The organism is Marinobacter halotolerans, assembly GCF_008795985.1.
Lineage (GTDB): Bacteria > Pseudomonadota > Gammaproteobacteria > Pseudomonadales > Oleiphilaceae > Marinobacter > Marinobacter halotolerans.
Genome location: NZ_VMHP01000002.1, coordinates 990029 through 1004794 on the forward strand (window position 1 = coordinate 990029; position 14766 = coordinate 1004794).

Here is a 14766-nt window from a genome sequence, read left to right on the forward strand (position 1 = left end):
CAAACATGCAATTACTCGACAACGACCTACTGAAAAGCTTCGTGGCGATTGCCGAGCATGGCAGCTTTACCCGCGCCGCCCGGCAGGTTCACCGTACCCCCTCCGCAATCAGCATGCAGATCAAACGCCTGGAAGAAACGGTGGGCAAAACACTGTTTGTTCGCGACGCGAAACAGGTGAGGTTGACTGCCGAAGGCGAAGTGCTGCTCAGTTATGGCCGGCGGCTTCTGAAACTGAACGAGGAAGCCATGCAGCAGTTTTTCAGCCCGAAGCTCGAGGGCAGGGTCGGGTTTGGTACTTCCGACGACGTGGGTACGCGGATTCTTCCGCGCCTTTTGTCACAGTTCTCCCGGTCCTATCCGGCTGTTCAGATTGACGTTGTAGTGGGCAGTAGCAGGGCCAACCAGCAGAAAGTGGATGCCGGTGAGCTGGATATGGCTCTGGTTGTGGTTGGCAACGAAGGTCAGGAGACCAGGGGCGAAATTGTCCATTCCGAACCGCTCGTCTGGGCCGGACTGGAGGGTGGCATCGCCATGCACCAACGACCTCTGCCAGTGGCAGTCGCAAACCAGGGGTGCGTCTGGCGCTGGATGGCCATGAATTCACTGGACCAAGCGGACATACCCTATCGCGTTGCCTACACCTGCGAGCATTCTTCCGGTCAGGAGGCGGCCATGCTGGCCGATCTGGCCATCGCCCCTTTCCCGCTGGGCCTGGTGCGGGCGCCATTACGCAAGCTGGGGGAAGATTTGCTGCCGGAGATGGGCAGCTATCAGATTTCGCTGGTGCGCGGTGGCAATAACCCGATCAACGAAGCGCTGACCGCCTACGTGAAAGAGGCTTTCGCCGATTTCAACAGCTGATGCAGGATCCGGCGGCACCGGCTCAATCATGTTATTGATGTGCTTGAAATCCAAGGAAAACCAGCCATAGTGAATCAGAGGGTCTGAATGGTAAAAGAGAAGCAGCCAGCCAAGAGGTATCTCATACGGGAAGCCGAGGAAAAAGACCTGCCAGTGTTGGTAGAGTTTCTCGCGAAGCTTGCCCTGCACGTGTCTGGCGCGCCTCACCAGAGCCTGAAGGAAGACGAAAGTGCTCGGCTTCTCGAGGTATTACGCTCCGCTCTGCCTGATGGCAACAAGCAACTGGTCGTGGCGGAAGTGCCCGGGGAAGGTCTGGTAGGTATGGGCTATATTTATGTATTACGCAGCCAGGGCATCTGGGAGCAGACCAGCCACGTTGAGTTCCGGTCTGCGTTTATCGATGATGTATGGGTTGAGACGGATTACCGCAGCTTGGGCATTTTCCCGGATTTGCTGCGCAAGCTGGTTGCATTCGCTGAAGCAAGGGGCGCCTACGAGCTCATCCTGGAATACTCGGCGTCCAACAAAGAGGCGAAGGCCGCCTGGTCCCGCCTGGGCTTCAAGACGGTTGGCGTGCGTGCCGCTGCATTCACAAGCTCAGTGCAGGAAGCCCTGGCAAACCGGCCATAGCGCCGGAACCGAATCAGATTCGCAAGGAAGAAGGAGAGGGTGGTGATAGGCGACCGTAGTGTTGATGTTTTTACCGATGAAATTATGCTGGGCCACAATCCAGAGGTAGACCTACCGTTTATGCCAAGCCGGGTCGAAAAACGGGTCAGGCATATTCTCAAGGGCCTGGATTTCACCTGGAGTTATCCAGAGCACCCTGGACGCCTGACGGCGATTACAGAGCACCTGGAGCAAAATCCCATTCCCGGTGTCCAGTTCAAGAAGGGAGGCAGCGCTACCTATAACCAGCTTGCCCGAGTGCACACCGCGTCTTACCTTGATCACATCCTTTCACTGGCAGGGCAGAGTGTCTGGCTGGATTCGGACACCACCGCAGTCTCGCCCAACAGTATCAATGCGGCCCTGGCGGCAGCTGGCAACGCCATTTCGGCGGTTGAAAGTGTGGTGAAAGGTGATTGTCAAAGCGCGTTCGCGCTGGTGCGCCCGCCCGGCCATCACGCTGAGCCGGTTCGGGCGCGGGGCTTCTGTGTTCTGAATAACGTTGCTGTAGCGGCAGCTCATGCTCAGGCAAAACTCGGCTGCGAGCGGGTTTTGATCATCGACTGGGATGCACATCACGGTAATGGTACCCAGGGTATCTTCTGGGCAGACCCGGACGTCCTGTTTTTTGATTCCCATGTTGCCGCCCCATTCTATCCCGGTTCCGGAGATATAGACGAAGTCGGTGCCGGGTTTGGTGAGGGCTACACTGTCAATGTACCGCTTCCGGAATCAGCCGGGGACATCGCTTTTGAAAAGGCATACCGGGAAATACTTGTACCGGCGGCCGACTATTTTAAGCCCGATCTGGTGCTGGTCTCGGCAGGATTCGATCCTCACCGTAATGATATGGCCCTGAATCTGTCCTACGACGGTTTCAAGGTTATCACGCGCATTATCCAGGAGGTCGCTGACAAGCACTGCGACGGCAAGTTGGCATTGGTGCTGGAAGGTGGCTACAACCTGACATCCCTGGCAAAGGGCGTTCACGCCGTGCTTGAGACACTCTCGGGGGGAGATGTTCCGGAGTTGTACGAGGCGGGTGTAAAAGAAGTGGAAGAGGCTGCGAAATTCCACCTTTCCGCTTTCAGTGATGAAGACGAGTAACAGGGGGCTGCTTTAACGAAGAACGCCCGTGATTCTGAAGTCTTGTTGACCAGAATCACGGGCGTCTAAACTGCTACAACTTATTGACTTCTAAATTCGCTGTGCCAGTCACTAGACGTAGAAGTCCAGGTCCTCCTGAGCTTTCAGCAAGTCCCGCATCTTGATCGGATCGTCCCCGAAGAAGAACACAAGACCCCAGTGAGTACCGAAGGCTGACCGATCAGGAACGGTTTCTTCCGTCGGCGCCACCAGCTCGTGGGACTCGAAGTAGGGGTGGTCCACACATTCAGGCGGCATTTCCAGCTTGCTGACCACACGACGGCGAGGATAAACACCGAAGCAGCCTGCATAACCTTTCGCGCCCTCGACTTCTTTCGGGAAGAACGCAGCAACTTCCTCTTTTGTACTCTTCGGATCGAAAACAAGCATGGACGCCTGATAAGCACTGAACCCGTAGGCTTTTTCAATCAGTTCGAAGGCTTTGAAGCCCGGTGGGCGATACGCTACCTCACCAAAGTACATCTCGCCGTCTGCGGTTACGAAGTACTCTGGGTGAATCAGGCCGAACTTGATATCGAAAGTCTTAATCAGCAGTTCGATCTGCTTGGTGATTGCATTCCTCCAGCTCTCAAGCTCCTTGGTTGCCGGCACAAATACCGAATAACCCAGAGTGACGTACTCGGAAATGTTGAGGAACTGGATCTTGCCATCGTGAATCCAGGCTTCGACCGCGAATTCCCAGCCACTCAGGTGGCTTTCCATCAGCAGGGGATATTCCTCATCCGGAATATGCTCGATTTCTTCCAGAGTCCGGATCATCCGGTGGCCCAGGCAGCCGGCCTTGTCGAACGCCTTGACGTGGATCGGGTCATCCGGGTCGCCGTCGAGTTTCAGCAGGGTCTGGTTGACGCGCTTCATAAAGCGGACGATGTCTTCTTTTTCGTGGGCTTCCTCAAAGATGCCTACACGAATGCCGCCAAGCTGGGCGCGGCGCTTCATCAGGGCCTTGTCGCGGAACAGAATGGACTGTCCATACATGCGAGGGCTGTCCATAAGGACAGAGTTGATCGCACCGGACCATTCAACCGTCTCTTCAAAGAGCGGGATGGCAACATCAACGCCTTCTTCTTTCAGCCGTACGGCGATCTCCATCGAGCGATCGTTTAACCGGATAAAATCCCATGGAATGAACGGTATGTTGTTGGCGGTACAAAAATCTGCAGCCCACTCCGGCGCAACAACAATATAGCGACGGTCAAAGTTCTGTGCAGCCTTGATCGCATTGACGCTCCAGCCGAGCAGGGCGATGTAGCCTTTGTTCGGATCCTTCGGCTTCTCTGTGCCTTTGACCGAGGGCATCTCCGGATCGCGCCATGCTGCTACTTCTGGAGCCAGTTCGCTTGCTGGTGTTATCGACATTCATTGTTCTCCTTGCTGTCTACCCGAACTAATTGCGCCGACATTAAAGCGCGCCAGGTAATCTGAGCGTTTAGACAATGTCGTTTTACTGGATTTATGAATCCCAATCAGCCTTACCAATATAGTCTCTGTGGTTACAAATAGAAAACAAAAGTCCGGAAGTGTTTGCCACCAGATCCCCTGAAGAGCATCGTTGACCTACGATGGATAGCCGATTCATACAATTTGGAGCAACCATAGGTACGAACAAATATACTTAAGAGATCAATGCCTTACTGGCGGCCTTTGACAAGGCTCTTGAGGAACTTGCAATTACGCCAGGCCAACCCTGCGGCGCCTAACACTGAGGTGCTGGCAGCGTCGCTGAAAGTTATGGCAGCCCCCGGTGGACTGCACGGTCTTTACGCACGTGTGCCCGAAATGGAAGCCCTGAGTGAACTGCGCCTGCTTGCCGTAGCCATGGGCGATTACCGCCATTCCGGAATTTCCGCAGAGCGAGCCAGAAACTTTCTGACCCAGGTGACGGCATTAAACCTGGATCTGTTATCCGGCCAGATGAGCGAAGCCGACCGGGAACGACCGGACGGCCTGGGCGAAATCGTCAATGCACTTTATCAGTTTCTGCTTACCAGACTGGGTTATGAGAGCATTCTGGACCGTCTTGTGGACGAAGTGGGGCGGCTGAGCGGCGTGCGTGATGACGATCTGCACCGCTGGATCAACCCGGAAATGTATGGCTGGTGGGTAGGGCACGGATTTCTCAGCGTTATAAGCCGGGAAACCGGTAAAATCCAAGAATATGAGGACTTTATCCGCCACTTTTATGCCTGTTATCACCCCTGACACCGTGGACATTAATCGCCGGGGTTGCAAATGGAAACGAATCCACTGAAATCCACCAGCTTGTGCCGCAGCATTTCCGCGGTTGCTGGCTGACTGTTGGCGGCAATCGCGTTGGCGATGATGGCTTCATACCGCCCACTTTCACGAAGCTCGGCCAGTCCCTGGTTGAATGCGCGCCTCAGCTCCGGGGCTTTGGTAGAGTCCTTATCAAACAGCAGGTGGTAGTGCGCCTGTCGTAGGGGTTTTGGATGAAACGCAAGCCGGAAAGACTGGGCTGGAAGCTGATTTTTAATGATTGCTTCGCCGACCACCGGGTCCATCGGGAACAGGTCGATGCGCCCGAGTAGCAGTTTCTTGAAATTTGCCAGATCAGACGTTGTTACATCTGCCGTAATAAAGCCGCTGTCGATGGTACCGCTGAGCGTGGTGCCGTAGCTGTAATCCTGAGTCAGACCGACGCTTTTGCCTTTCAGATCGTCAAAAGACGACCATTCGAAATCCTCATCAGCCCGGTGATAGAACACATACTGGTAGGGCAGGATGGACGCTGAATACAAAAACTCCCGGCTTCTTGCTTCAGTACAGGACCAAACCGCCGACGCCGCATAACGACCCGCCTTAACCATCGCCAGTGATCGCGACCAGGGAAGGAATACCAGCTCGACGTCGTAGCCTTGAACGCGGAATGATTCACTGACGATCTGCGCAAGAAATCCGTTTTCCGGCAACGCCTGGCTCAGATAGGGAGGCCAGTGTCCGGAGGAGATCTTTATTTTCCCGGCAGAGGTCGAACTCTGGCTGAACAGGATCAGCAACAGTGCCGCAAACAGTGGGAAGTACCTTTTAGAGGTCATTAAATCGAGACGTCCTGAGTGGTAGTCATTGCAGAGTAGTATGTTTGGGGAGCAAATTAAACGTTGGTGGTTAATCGTGTGAATGGCAATACCGTGAGATGTCGACGCCATTGTGGTAAAATTAATGTGCCAAATGCCGGGAGGTTTTATGTCAGCAATCACCGAGAAAAAACAAAGCCCCAAAAAGCACGTTGGGCCCGCCAAGGCGAATATAAAAGCCGTGTACTCGGGTCGAGATGCCGCGAAAGCTCATCGCGGAACCGCTACGGGCAAGTTTGTGTTTTCCGGCGTCCAGGGCGTGAAAAAGATCCGCCGCGGCGGCAAGGCCAGAGACCTGGATGCTTTGAAGGCCCTATACGACATAGACGACGCCACGCTGTGCAAGCTGTTGGATATTTCCCCGCGCACCCTGGTTCGACGTCGTGAAGAGGGCGTCGTGAACAAGGCGGAACTGGATCGGGTAGCCACTTTACAGCTGGTGATGCGTAACGCTGTGGAACTGTTTGAAGGTGACCGGGAAAAGGCACAGCGCTGGCTGAAGTGTCCGGCGCGAGCTTTGGAGCACCAGTGCCCGATTGATCTGCTGGATACCGAGGCCGGTATTCGTATGGTACGGGATCTGATCGGGCAGCTTGAGCACGGCGTGTACCCGTGAAGGCGTACCGGATCACCAAACGGAAGCACAAGGACACCGCGTTTTCTGGATTTGGTGCGCGCCAATATGGAGGGCGCTGGAATCTCCCCAATTATCCCGCGGTATATCTGTCCGAAAGTATTGCACTTGCTCAGTTGGAAACACTGGTGAATCTGGGTGACGAGGACAGCCTGAAGAACTATGTGCTGCTCCAGCTTGAGGTGCCGGACAATCTGGTTATGGTCCTGGCAGACGACGCTTACCCGAAAGACTGGAAAGGTACACGAGTGTCCGCGGGCACCCAGGAGATAGGGACTAACTTCCTCATGGACGGAGCGGCGCTTGCACTAGCAGTCCGTTCATGTGTTGTGCCGCAGGAATATAATCTCGTTTTTAATCCGGAACATCCTGACGCAGAAGCGGTTATCGAAGAGGGCGTTGAGGTAACGTTCCAGTTTGATGATCGGCTGGTTTCTGATTGAGGGGTTTCTATTGTGTGGTTAATATTGTATTTAACATAATATACATTATACGCAGTACGATATACGTTTGAATAATATTATTACGGATTTTTGGACGACCACAGAAAGTGCTAAAGAATAGCCACAGAAAGTACTAAATTTTCACAGGAAGTACTAAATTCGTCGCCCACTTTTCTATATCCATGATTTTGAACGTTTTTAGGTTCTTTCTCGAATAGCGCTTATGGGACGTTCAGTGCCCTGGATTATGGCGGTTAATTTCGATTGTGGAATGGCGTCAGCTCCGACGGAACTCCGCAGTTTTAGATAATGCCCTAGGCGCGAAAGGTATTAAGCGATGCCAGTGAAAGACATCCCCTAGACCTCTCGATAAGTATCAGGTGAATCGGAGCGCGGATTTTTGTTATGGCAGCCTCGCAACCTCTCTGTGATATGAGAGAAAACTAGGAGCGGTGTTGTCGATAATCCGGTTTAGACGAGATCCGTCTCCTGACTATTGAAAACTGTAGTCGTCAGCTCTCGAAGAAATCGACGATACGACGCGCAACCAATGTCATTTTGGGATGATTGGGTCTGCCTGGGTGCCCTGAGCACAATAACTCTCTACTTAACTTCAGAAATCCGTTAAAAAACATTATTACGGATTTTATCTTTACCCTCTCCTTGCATCCTTGCGGCTTACCGGGAGCTTATCCGATGAGCAAAACCGGCCAGGCACGCGTGCTCACGCCCGAACAGTTCGCCCACCTCTTGGGTGAGATCAAAGAGCATCGTTACCCGGAAAAGAATACGGCTCTGGTTCAGATCAGCTTCAAGCTCGTACTTCGAGTTCAGGAGATCGCGCTACTCCAGATCAAAGACGTCGCCGAGCTTGGCCCTGGGAGTTCGGGTTCTGGTCAGCGCTCTTTCAAACTTAAGGAAATCCTTGCGTTGCCTGCGGCTTACACTCAGGGTGCCGATGCGTTGAAGCGGTCCAAATCCGCGTATCAGCGGCGTCGGATCAGTTTTAGTGTGCACGACTTCCACCAGCTTGTTCAGCAAATTGAAACCATGGCCAAGGCCGGCGCCGAGATCAAACCTGAGGATTTTTATCCTGAGGTCAAAAAACATCGTGGTAAATCGCGTGATCTTCCAATGGATGACATCGCGCTGAGAACTGCTATCGAAAATCACCTTGCAATCCGCTTGGCCGCGCGACCTTCAGTGAAAAAGACCGATCCCCTATTCCTGACTCAAAAAGGAGGCCCCTATTCTCCCAATACTCTCCAGGAACACTTCGCTCTCATGCAGCGGCATTGGGCAGGTATTGAGCGAGCCAGCTCCCACAGTGGCCGAAGGACTTTAATGACGAATATCATTCATGAACAAAAGAAGTCCGTTAAAGGTCGCTCAAAAGATTGCTGGCCATGTGTCACCGTCAACAACGCTTATCTACGAAGAATCTCCTGAGGAGTCGTTAAAGGAAGCGTTGCAGGATGCCGGCTACAAATATGTTGGTTAGTCCAACACCCGAATAACATTTGAAGCGCAGTCGTTATTAGTTTCCACATGCCTCGAATGCCCTTGGTCTGCGTACATGACCGGTTAAAATTTTCAGCTCACTTGTCATGAAACTTTTTGATAGCGCCGGATACAGATAGCTGCCCTGCCCCTTCGACATCGACTCATATGACGACTCCGACCCACCCAACGTGGATTTCATTGCTAATGGGATACGCCAGACTGAAGAGCGAGGTTGGGTTTGGTCGCAAAGCGAACATTCATATTCGGCGATAACGCGTAACCGGTACCAGAACGTTAGCCAGGTCTTCGATCGTTTAAGACTCGAACAACATCCTGACAAGACATTTATTGGCAGGATCGAAAAGGGTTTCGATTTTCTGGGCTATCAGTTTGGAGAAGGTAAACTCACTGTTTCAGCACGAACACATCAGAACCACATTCGTCGCTACACCCGGCTTTATGAGCAGAAGCTACGCCAGCGCTCTTCACGAGAAGATATACTGGCGCGCCTTGAGAGGTATCGACGTCGCTGGATCCAATGGACCTTTGCAGGATTACAACCATCGACTTTACACGTAGACCTGCTACATGACTTACAGGGTTTTACGATGAATTCGGCGCTTCAATCCCAGCCCCAGAAGACCTAGCGACAACAACGCGAAGGTGCCGGGCTCGGGCACAGACACCGACCTGACAAGGGCAACGCCATAATCACCATAGGTGATGTTCGTAGAAAAAGGAAATATCGCAAAAGTGGTGCGTGCGTCGCGTAATTGCGGATATGCAGGATTTAACACGGTTGTATCTTCATCAACCCGAACAAAGCTGAAGAAATCGCCGTCGGCAGCTGAGCCATACCATGCGGCAGCTCTGGAATATGGGTCAGCCGTGCCGTAATCATTATCATCCTCGAAAGCGGTGCGTCCGAAAAGGTCTACGAAATCACGGTGTGGGCCAGTTTCAGCGGTATTCCATGACGTGTCAACGGTCTGGCCCGGACTTTCGATAGTTGAAAAATTCAGTCCGAAGGTAAAAGAGTTGAAAAGGGCGGCCATTTCAGTGTACGAAGCTAAACGCCAGCCGTCGCTCGCATATGTCCCAAGTGCGGTGTCGATAGACTGTCCGTCAGTTTCACTCCACTGTAACCATTCTAATCCACCGCCCTGTACGATATTGGATGAAGAAACGCGCGTGTAACCAGTGTCGTGGTCGATAAGAACCGCGTGAGTCGTAACGGGCATGGCCACGATGCACGCGGCCAACAAAATCTTTTGGATACACTTATTCATTGCCTAACTCGCTATTTGGGTGGTGTGTGCGATTCGACATCCATGTCTCAGAATTAATTACTCCCAAATGTATCGGCAAAAAGCGTACCGGAATCTATATATAACTGTTTTTTATAACAAATATAATTTTTAGTCTTTTCTTGTATGGATAGAGTGTAAATTAGCCCGACACTTTACGCCGTTGATCAGCGCCGCAAGTCATCGTTTATCAGTGCAGATAATTGCTTTTATTGAACTGCGAAAATAGAGAGGAAGAGCATAAATATCACCAACGACCTGCCGCATTAGCCAACCTCACTCGCAGCGGTTTCAGCAGCAGGCTCTTCAAATAAGACAATATTCTCGGACCCGACTCCTGCCGCTGGTCGAGGCCTTGGCAGTTCTGGCCCTTGAGGCCCATTTGTGACCTGACCTGCTTTTTGGACTCCTCGACAAAAAGAGAGATGAACTCGGTGCCTAGACCCCCCTCTCTCTCATCCCTTTCCAGCACAGACACTCATCCCACTACTAAAGCTATAAGGACCGCTTTTATCGGGCATTAGGCATTTGTGAAAAACGTATCGGCAAGTCATTCGAATGTTCGCTTTTGTTTAATAGCGTCCCTTGCTACAAATGCCTGTTGCTCGCCCCTAATCTTTCGGTTCCAGAGAGACTAATCCGAACCCTGAGTCGGACGACGAATTTAGCACTTTGTGTGGAAACCAGAATGACCACCCTATTCTCGAATCTACTTTAAGTTTGTTTAGCACTTTGTGTGGATTTTGGTGGGTAAGATACTGATGTTTGGTTGCAGAGGTTTAGTACTTTGTGTGGTCGTCCAGTACTCAGGTTATTAATACGATTTTCTCAACCTCGGACACTCGTTCGGACTAGATCTATGCCTAGGCCTTTGCTTCTGCAAAGGTGTCCGGTTTAAATGGGGCTACTACAACAACGGATTGCCCATGAACCAGGACGACAGAACACCCCACCGGGTCGCACCAAAACTCGCATCGTTGGCGCTCCTCCTGCTGGCAACCCTGATGATGTACGTAAGCCAGGGATTAACGCATACGCTGGTTCCGCTTCGGCTCGCCAGTGGCTCTGTCTCAGGTTTTGTCACAGCGTGTTATTTCGTGGGGTTCGGCCTGGGTGCTTTTCTGGGCCCCCTGCTTATCCAGCGCGTTGGCCATATCCGCGCCTTTGGCGGCCTGTTGGGTATTGCCATCTTTGCCGTGTTGTCCCTCGCGCTGATCGACGCCCTCTGGTTTTGGGGAATGATCCGACTACTGCATGGCGCAAGTATTGCTGCTGTAGCAGTTGTGGTTGAAGCCTGGTTGGTCAGTGCCTCCGGCCCCGGGGCACGCGGACGGGTACTTGCAGTCTACACCCTCGCAGTTTACGGAGGCATTGGCATCGGGCCACTGTTTCTGATCTTCTTGTCAGACACTCTCTGGCAACCATTCAGCGTCGCGGCAATCGTCCTGTGCCTGGCAGCGGTGCCGGTACTGTTCTGGCGCACCGACGCGCCGGCAATACCCACCCGTGCCCCAGCCAGCTGGCGACGCATCGTAAATGTCTCGCCAGTCAGCCTGGCAACGGCCACTGCGGCCGGCTTTTCGGGGGGTGCCCTTACCGCACTGGGGCCGATCTACGCGCTCTCATTGGGCCTGGACACGACCGGCGTCGCGCTTATGATGAGCGTGCCCGTTATTCTCGGCCTGATTCTGCAATGGCCAGTGGGAACGCTATCCGACCGTTTCGAGCGCCGCCGGGTAATGTCCGGCGCAATACTGGTCAGCGCCTGTTTCGCACTCACGCTCATCTGGGGTCAGAGCCTGGGATTGGTCGCGATCTACTGCCTGCTGGCGGGTCTCCACGGTATTCTTTACGCGCTTTACCCCCTCGCCCTCGCCCATGCTAACGACCGCGTCGGGACGCCCACCGATACCGCTGACATCGGTGCCGGGCTACTGTTGGGCTACGGTATAGGTGCGGCGGCGGGACCCGCCATTGCTGGCGGCGTTGCTCTTGCTATGGGAGCTGAATCAGGATTCCTCGTGGCCATGGTAGCCTTGGCGCTGACGGGCTCCTACATCCTGCTGGATGTTCACCGCCATGCCCGGGTCGCCATTGTCGATAAGGGCGCTTACACCAACCTTCCTTCCTCGACGCCGGAGGTGTTTGAACTGGAGCCGCGGACCGTACCCGATAACGTGACTGAAAACGACCTAACCACTTCCCTCACCGATGAGCAAAAGGGCCCGAATTTATGATGGTCAGGGGGAAGTCCACATTACACTTCTGGTCAGCCCGATACCCTGGTTGAGCATATACTCTTATGGTTATCCATTCTGACCCCAGGAGGTTTGGACATGGCGACTCCCAGCCGTGAGGAGCTTCTGGATGAGCGCCAACCTGGCTGTTGATGGCTTCAGCATGGCGGTGAGCAACTACGAGGCAGGCCAGGCACAATTGGCTCAGATTGCTAGCGCTAAAAAGGTCGAACTGACCTGCTCCCTTTTATCCAAACCACTCTCTGACTAGGAAGGGCCACATCCAGGCGGACGACGAATTTAGCACTTTGTTTGGTCGCCCAAACGGACTCAACTCACCTGCTTTGCGATCACATTCCTTAGTGATAGGAACGATCAAAAACCCGACAGACATATCGAGCAACGTCGCTGTTAGACATCAAACCGACCGGCATGCATTCCCGCAGCCCAATGGGCGAGCGCTGCTGCATGAGGAAGTTAATGAACTGTTGTCTCGACTTGTCGGGCCCGATAAGGACAAGTTCATCCGCCGTTTTGATGCGTCGGTAGATTTTGCGGAAGTAGTCCAGCATCTCCGCAGCGTACTTGGGTTGTCGGTGATTCTCGGCGGCTACATCCTGATGCGGATATGGGGCTTGCTGTCGATGCCCTCCCGAGGTTCTTGACGGTAATTCTGCATCCAATTCGATGATGGACATATCTAGGCTATCCTTGCCCAGGATAACAGTGACCGCCTTCCTTTGGTCGATCCAAATGCCAGCGAAAATACTCATGCCCCGCCTCCGCCCTTTAAAATGCCAGTTGCTTCTCAAGGACTTTAATGCATTTTTAAAACGCGAATTTGATTAAGCTCAAACTTCAGGAAGGTTTTGGGATAATCACTTGCCTCTGTCAGTGAGACTGGATGGAACCCAGCCCTTCGGTAAAGGCCTTCCAATCGATGATATTGCCTTCAGCGTCGAAATGGACAAACCCAGCGTAGTCGTCTTCGTGGCGCCAGGTCTTGATGTAGCCAACAACTTCGCCATCCTCGGAAAGCATTTCGAAAGAAACGCGATTATTTCCACCCGACTGTACATCAGACTTGTCGTGGCTGATTTCACTGAGTGTGTGATTCGGATCTTTTAATACGGCAAAGGCAAGCAAATCAGGGTCCATTGGGAAGCTCCCATTCATTGGTCAAGGTGGGAATTTCTACTCAAAAATATGAGCCAAGCATCGGCTATAAAGTTCTGAGAAAAATGAAGAGACTCAAGACTGTTTTTGCATAAAAAATAGCCAGACCATAACCTTGTCCGTCTTTCACTCCATGTGTGATCACAGGTGGGCTTGGTCTATTTTTATTTGGAATAGCTTAATAAATAACAAAGTAACTTAAATAGAGACGGCACCCTTACATTCAGCCATCGAAGGAGCCACCGATGAGCAACCTTGAGAGATCCATGGAGGTCGAATGCGATTTTGTCAGATCCCGTGGGGCCATTGAGTTACTGATACAGTCCAGAACGAAGGATCTCGGCGGGTTTTCTGTACGAAGGGTGTTACCAACGAGGGAACGACAGATGGTCGGTCCCTGGATATTTTTCGACCACATGGGGCCGGCCCGTTTCTCTGCCGGGGACGGTATCAATGTCCGCCCTCACCCGCACGTTAATCTGGCCACCGTAACCTATCTGTTTGAGGGAGAAATTCTACACCGGGATTCACTGGGCAATTTGCAGCCAATAAAACCGGGTGACATTAACCTCATGGTGGCCGGTAGGGGCATAGTGCATTCCGAAAGGGAACGCCCTGAAGTCACCGCCTCCGACCATACCCTGCACGGCCTGCAATTGTGGTTGGCGCTGCCAGAAGACAAAGAGGAAATGGACCCTGCGTTTATGCACTATCCGAGCGACCAGATACCGGCCACTGAGGTTGATGGTGTGCAGGTGCGGGTCATTATGGGTAGTGCCTTTGGCCTGACCTCACCGGTCGCGGTATATTCAGACACTCTTTACGTCGAAGCCCACCTGCAGCCCGGACAAAAGCTTACCCTGCCCCACGCCGAAGAGCGGGCGATCTATGTTGCACAAGGCTCGCTTGCCGCCCGAGGTACCGACATCCCAACATTTAACATGGCGGTTTTGGGCCCCGACTCTGACATTGAAGTCGTCGCCAGCGAAGACACACGAATAGCGCTGATTGGGGGGGAACCATTCAAGCCACGCTTTATGGCCTGGAACTTTGTTTCCAGCCGTGCCGAACGAATCGAGCAGGCAAAATCAGACTGGAAAACGGGGCGCTTTCCACTCGTCCCCGGCGATGAAAACGAGTTTATTTCGCTACCGGAGTAGTCTTTTCCGGTATGGTGAAATCCACGTTTTCCAGAATTCTGGCCGCCTTACGTATCCGTGCAAAAGAAGGCCCGGAGATTTTAATCACCTTGCGTCTGTAGAGCGAACCCACCGACAGCAGAAAGGGCTTTTGCTCATTCGGTTTGGCGGAAGCTTCAATTTCCTTGGCGGCAGTCTGCGCTTTTTCCATGATGCCCTCTTCCCTGGGAGCTCGGGCTTCCTTGCGCTGGAATTCTTTGATGGCAACAGGGATTTTGTCGAGCATGGCCATAGCTTCCTGCTTCAGGGGAAGGCTGGCCCCCGGGAAAATAATTCGAAAGAGAACATGATTCAGCGGCTTAACCGTTGGTACATCAACTATCGAACCCGTCGGCAATTGGCAAGGCTTCCCGACGCCATGCTTAAAGACATCGGTGTGTCACGAATTGACGCTGAACAGGAAGCGAGTAAGGCTTTCTGGAAAGATTGATGATCGCAGGGGTATGCAGAAACGAAACAAACCAATCACGGAT

Annotated in this window: 17 protein-coding genes; 11 read left to right on the forward strand and 6 right to left on the reverse strand. The window is 52.8% G+C overall.

Annotated elements, in window-relative coordinates; all coding sequences use genetic code 11:
* The first annotated feature begins 5 nt into the window (after positions 1-5).
* The 3 genes from FPL19_RS14880 to FPL19_RS14890 all read left to right on the forward strand — a co-directional run bounded on the left by FPL19_RS14880 (position 6) and on the right by FPL19_RS14890 (position 2639).
* On the forward strand, positions 6-863 hold the full coding sequence (locus tag FPL19_RS14880) for a LysR family transcriptional regulator (RefSeq protein WP_150913571.1): 858 nt from the start codon (positions 6-8) through the stop codon (positions 861-863).
* A gap of 87 nt (positions 864-950) precedes the next feature.
* Entirely contained in the window at positions 951-1493 is a 543-nt protein-coding gene (locus FPL19_RS14885) for a GNAT family N-acetyltransferase (protein WP_150913573.1), read from the forward strand.
* Between the two features lie 42 nt (positions 1494-1535).
* A complete protein-coding gene (locus FPL19_RS14890; RefSeq protein ID WP_191965289.1) occupies positions 1536-2639 on the forward strand; it encodes a histone deacetylase family protein in 1104 nt (367 codons plus the stop codon).
* Between the two features lie 111 nt (positions 2640-2750).
* On the opposite strand, the gene FPL19_RS14895 is transcribed toward FPL19_RS14890, so the two are convergent.
* Positions 2751-4058: an ATP-grasp domain-containing protein gene (locus FPL19_RS14895; protein WP_150913575.1), complete on the reverse strand. Its 1308-nt coding sequence runs from the start codon at positions 4056-4058 to the stop codon at positions 2751-2753.
* A gap of 306 nt (positions 4059-4364) precedes the next feature.
* Between FPL19_RS14895 and FPL19_RS14900 the strand changes: the two genes are divergently transcribed.
* On the forward strand, positions 4365-4901 hold the full coding sequence (locus FPL19_RS14900) for a hypothetical protein (RefSeq protein WP_225314448.1): 537 nt from the start codon (positions 4365-4367) through the stop codon (positions 4899-4901).
* An 11-nt stretch (positions 4902-4912) separates the two neighbouring features.
* Here FPL19_RS14900 and FPL19_RS14905 read toward each other — a convergent pair whose 3' ends face one another.
* A complete protein-coding gene (locus FPL19_RS14905) occupies positions 4913-5755 on the reverse strand; it encodes a substrate-binding periplasmic protein (RefSeq protein WP_150913577.1) in 843 nt (280 codons plus the stop codon).
* A 148-nt stretch (positions 5756-5903) separates the two neighbouring features.
* Here FPL19_RS14905 and parS point away from each other — a divergent pair, with 148 nt between their 5' ends.
* The 3 genes from parS to FPL19_RS14920 all read left to right on the forward strand — a co-directional run bounded on the left by parS (position 5904) and on the right by FPL19_RS14920 (position 8320).
* Positions 5904-6410, forward strand: a complete 507-nt coding sequence (parS, locus tag FPL19_RS14910) for a type II RES/Xre toxin-antitoxin system antitoxin (RefSeq protein ID WP_191965290.1) — start codon at positions 5904-5906, stop codon at positions 6408-6410.
* Positions 6407-6871 (forward strand): RES family NAD+ phosphorylase, encoded by a 465-nt coding sequence (locus FPL19_RS14915; protein ID WP_150913581.1) that lies wholly within the window; start codon positions 6407-6409, stop codon positions 6869-6871. The genes parS and FPL19_RS14915 overlap by 4 nt, the downstream gene beginning before the upstream one ends.
* 696 nt (positions 6872-7567) lie before the next feature.
* A complete protein-coding gene (locus FPL19_RS14920) occupies positions 7568-8320 on the forward strand; it encodes a site-specific integrase (protein ID WP_225314449.1) in 753 nt (250 codons plus the stop codon).
* Between the two features lie 647 nt (positions 8321-8967).
* Here the strand turns inward: FPL19_RS14920 and FPL19_RS14930 are convergent.
* Positions 8968-9663, reverse strand: a complete 696-nt coding sequence (locus FPL19_RS14930; protein ID WP_150913583.1) for a PEP-CTERM sorting domain-containing protein — start codon at positions 9661-9663, stop codon at positions 8968-8970.
* A gap of 944 nt (positions 9664-10607) precedes the next feature.
* Between FPL19_RS14930 and FPL19_RS14935 the strand changes: the two genes are divergently transcribed.
* Positions 10608-11918: an MFS transporter gene (locus tag FPL19_RS14935; protein WP_150913584.1), complete on the forward strand. Its 1311-nt coding sequence runs from the start codon at positions 10608-10610 to the stop codon at positions 11916-11918.
* 130 nt (positions 11919-12048) lie between these two features.
* Entirely contained in the window at positions 12049-12189 is a 141-nt protein-coding gene (locus tag FPL19_RS17555) for a hypothetical protein (protein WP_191965291.1), read from the forward strand.
* Positions 12190-12277: 88 nt separating this feature from the next.
* Here the strand turns inward: FPL19_RS17555 and FPL19_RS14940 are convergent, their stop codons facing one another.
* Together FPL19_RS14940 and FPL19_RS14945 are read right to left on the reverse strand one after the other, a co-directional pair.
* Entirely contained in the window at positions 12278-12691 is a 414-nt protein-coding gene (locus FPL19_RS14940; RefSeq protein ID WP_150913586.1) for a hypothetical protein, read from the reverse strand.
* Between the two features lie 118 nt (positions 12692-12809).
* Positions 12810-13076 carry a hypothetical protein gene (locus FPL19_RS14945; RefSeq protein ID WP_150913588.1) on the reverse strand — a complete coding sequence of 89 codons (267 nt, stop codon included), beginning with the start codon at positions 13074-13076 and terminating at the stop codon, positions 12810-12812.
* Between the two features lie 263 nt (positions 13077-13339).
* Between FPL19_RS14945 and FPL19_RS14950 the strand changes: the two genes are divergently transcribed.
* Positions 13340-14254, forward strand: coding sequence for a pirin family protein (locus tag FPL19_RS14950; protein ID WP_150913590.1), 915 nt, complete (start codon positions 13340-13342; stop codon positions 14252-14254).
* On the opposite strand, the gene FPL19_RS14955 is transcribed toward FPL19_RS14950, so the two are convergent.
* Entirely contained in the window at positions 14235-14519 is a 285-nt protein-coding gene (locus tag FPL19_RS14955) for a hypothetical protein (RefSeq protein WP_225314450.1), read from the reverse strand. The genes FPL19_RS14950 and FPL19_RS14955 overlap by 20 nt on opposite strands.
* A 60-nt stretch (positions 14520-14579) precedes the next feature.
* Between FPL19_RS14955 and FPL19_RS14960 the strand changes: the two genes are divergently transcribed.
* The gene (locus tag FPL19_RS14960) at positions 14580-14723 is read left to right on the forward strand and encodes a DUF1127 domain-containing protein (protein ID WP_150913592.1); all 144 of its coding nucleotides are present in this window, start codon (positions 14580-14582) and stop codon (positions 14721-14723) included.
* Positions 14724-14766 lie beyond the last annotated feature (43 nt).

What these genes read in the sequence shown, in the direction of transcription:
- FPL19_RS14880 (WP_150913571.1), top strand. Translation starts at nt 6, where the DNA reads ATGCAATTACTCGACAACGACCTACTGAAAAGCTTCGTGGCGATTGCC.
- FPL19_RS14885 (WP_150913573.1), top strand. Translation starts at nt 951, where the DNA reads ATGGTAAAAGAGAAGCAGCCAGCCAAGAGGTATCTCATACGGGAAGCC.
- FPL19_RS14895 (WP_150913575.1), bottom strand. Translation starts at nt 4,058, where the DNA reads ATGTCGATAACACCAGCAAGCGAACTGGCTCCAGAAGTAGCAGCATGG.
- FPL19_RS14905 (WP_150913577.1), bottom strand. Translation starts at nt 5,755, where the DNA reads ATGACCTCTAAAAGGTACTTCCCACTGTTTGCGGCACTGTTGCTGATC.
- parS (WP_191965290.1), top strand. Translation starts at nt 5,904, where the DNA reads ATGTCAGCAATCACCGAGAAAAAACAAAGCCCCAAAAAGCACGTTGGG.
- FPL19_RS14920 (WP_225314449.1), top strand. Translation starts at nt 7,568, where the DNA reads ATGAGCAAAACCGGCCAGGCACGCGTGCTCACGCCCGAACAGTTCGCC.
- FPL19_RS14930 (WP_150913583.1), bottom strand. Translation starts at nt 9,663, where the DNA reads ATGAATAAGTGTATCCAAAAGATTTTGTTGGCCGCGTGCATCGTGGCC.
- FPL19_RS14935 (WP_150913584.1), top strand. Translation starts at nt 10,608, where the DNA reads ATGAACCAGGACGACAGAACACCCCACCGGGTCGCACCAAAACTCGCA.
- FPL19_RS17555 (WP_191965291.1), top strand. Translation starts at nt 12,049, where the DNA reads ATGAGCGCCAACCTGGCTGTTGATGGCTTCAGCATGGCGGTGAGCAAC.
- FPL19_RS14940 (WP_150913586.1), bottom strand. Translation starts at nt 12,691, where the DNA reads ATGAGTATTTTCGCTGGCATTTGGATCGACCAAAGGAAGGCGGTCACT.
- FPL19_RS14945 (WP_150913588.1), bottom strand. Translation starts at nt 13,076, where the DNA reads ATGGACCCTGATTTGCTTGCCTTTGCCGTATTAAAAGATCCGAATCAC.
- FPL19_RS14950 (WP_150913590.1), top strand. Translation starts at nt 13,340, where the DNA reads ATGAGCAACCTTGAGAGATCCATGGAGGTCGAATGCGATTTTGTCAGA.
- FPL19_RS14955 (WP_225314450.1), bottom strand. Translation starts at nt 14,519, where the DNA reads ATGCTCGACAAAATCCCTGTTGCCATCAAAGAATTCCAGCGCAAGGAA.
- FPL19_RS14960 (WP_150913592.1), top strand. Translation starts at nt 14,580, where the DNA reads ATGATTCAGCGGCTTAACCGTTGGTACATCAACTATCGAACCCGTCGG.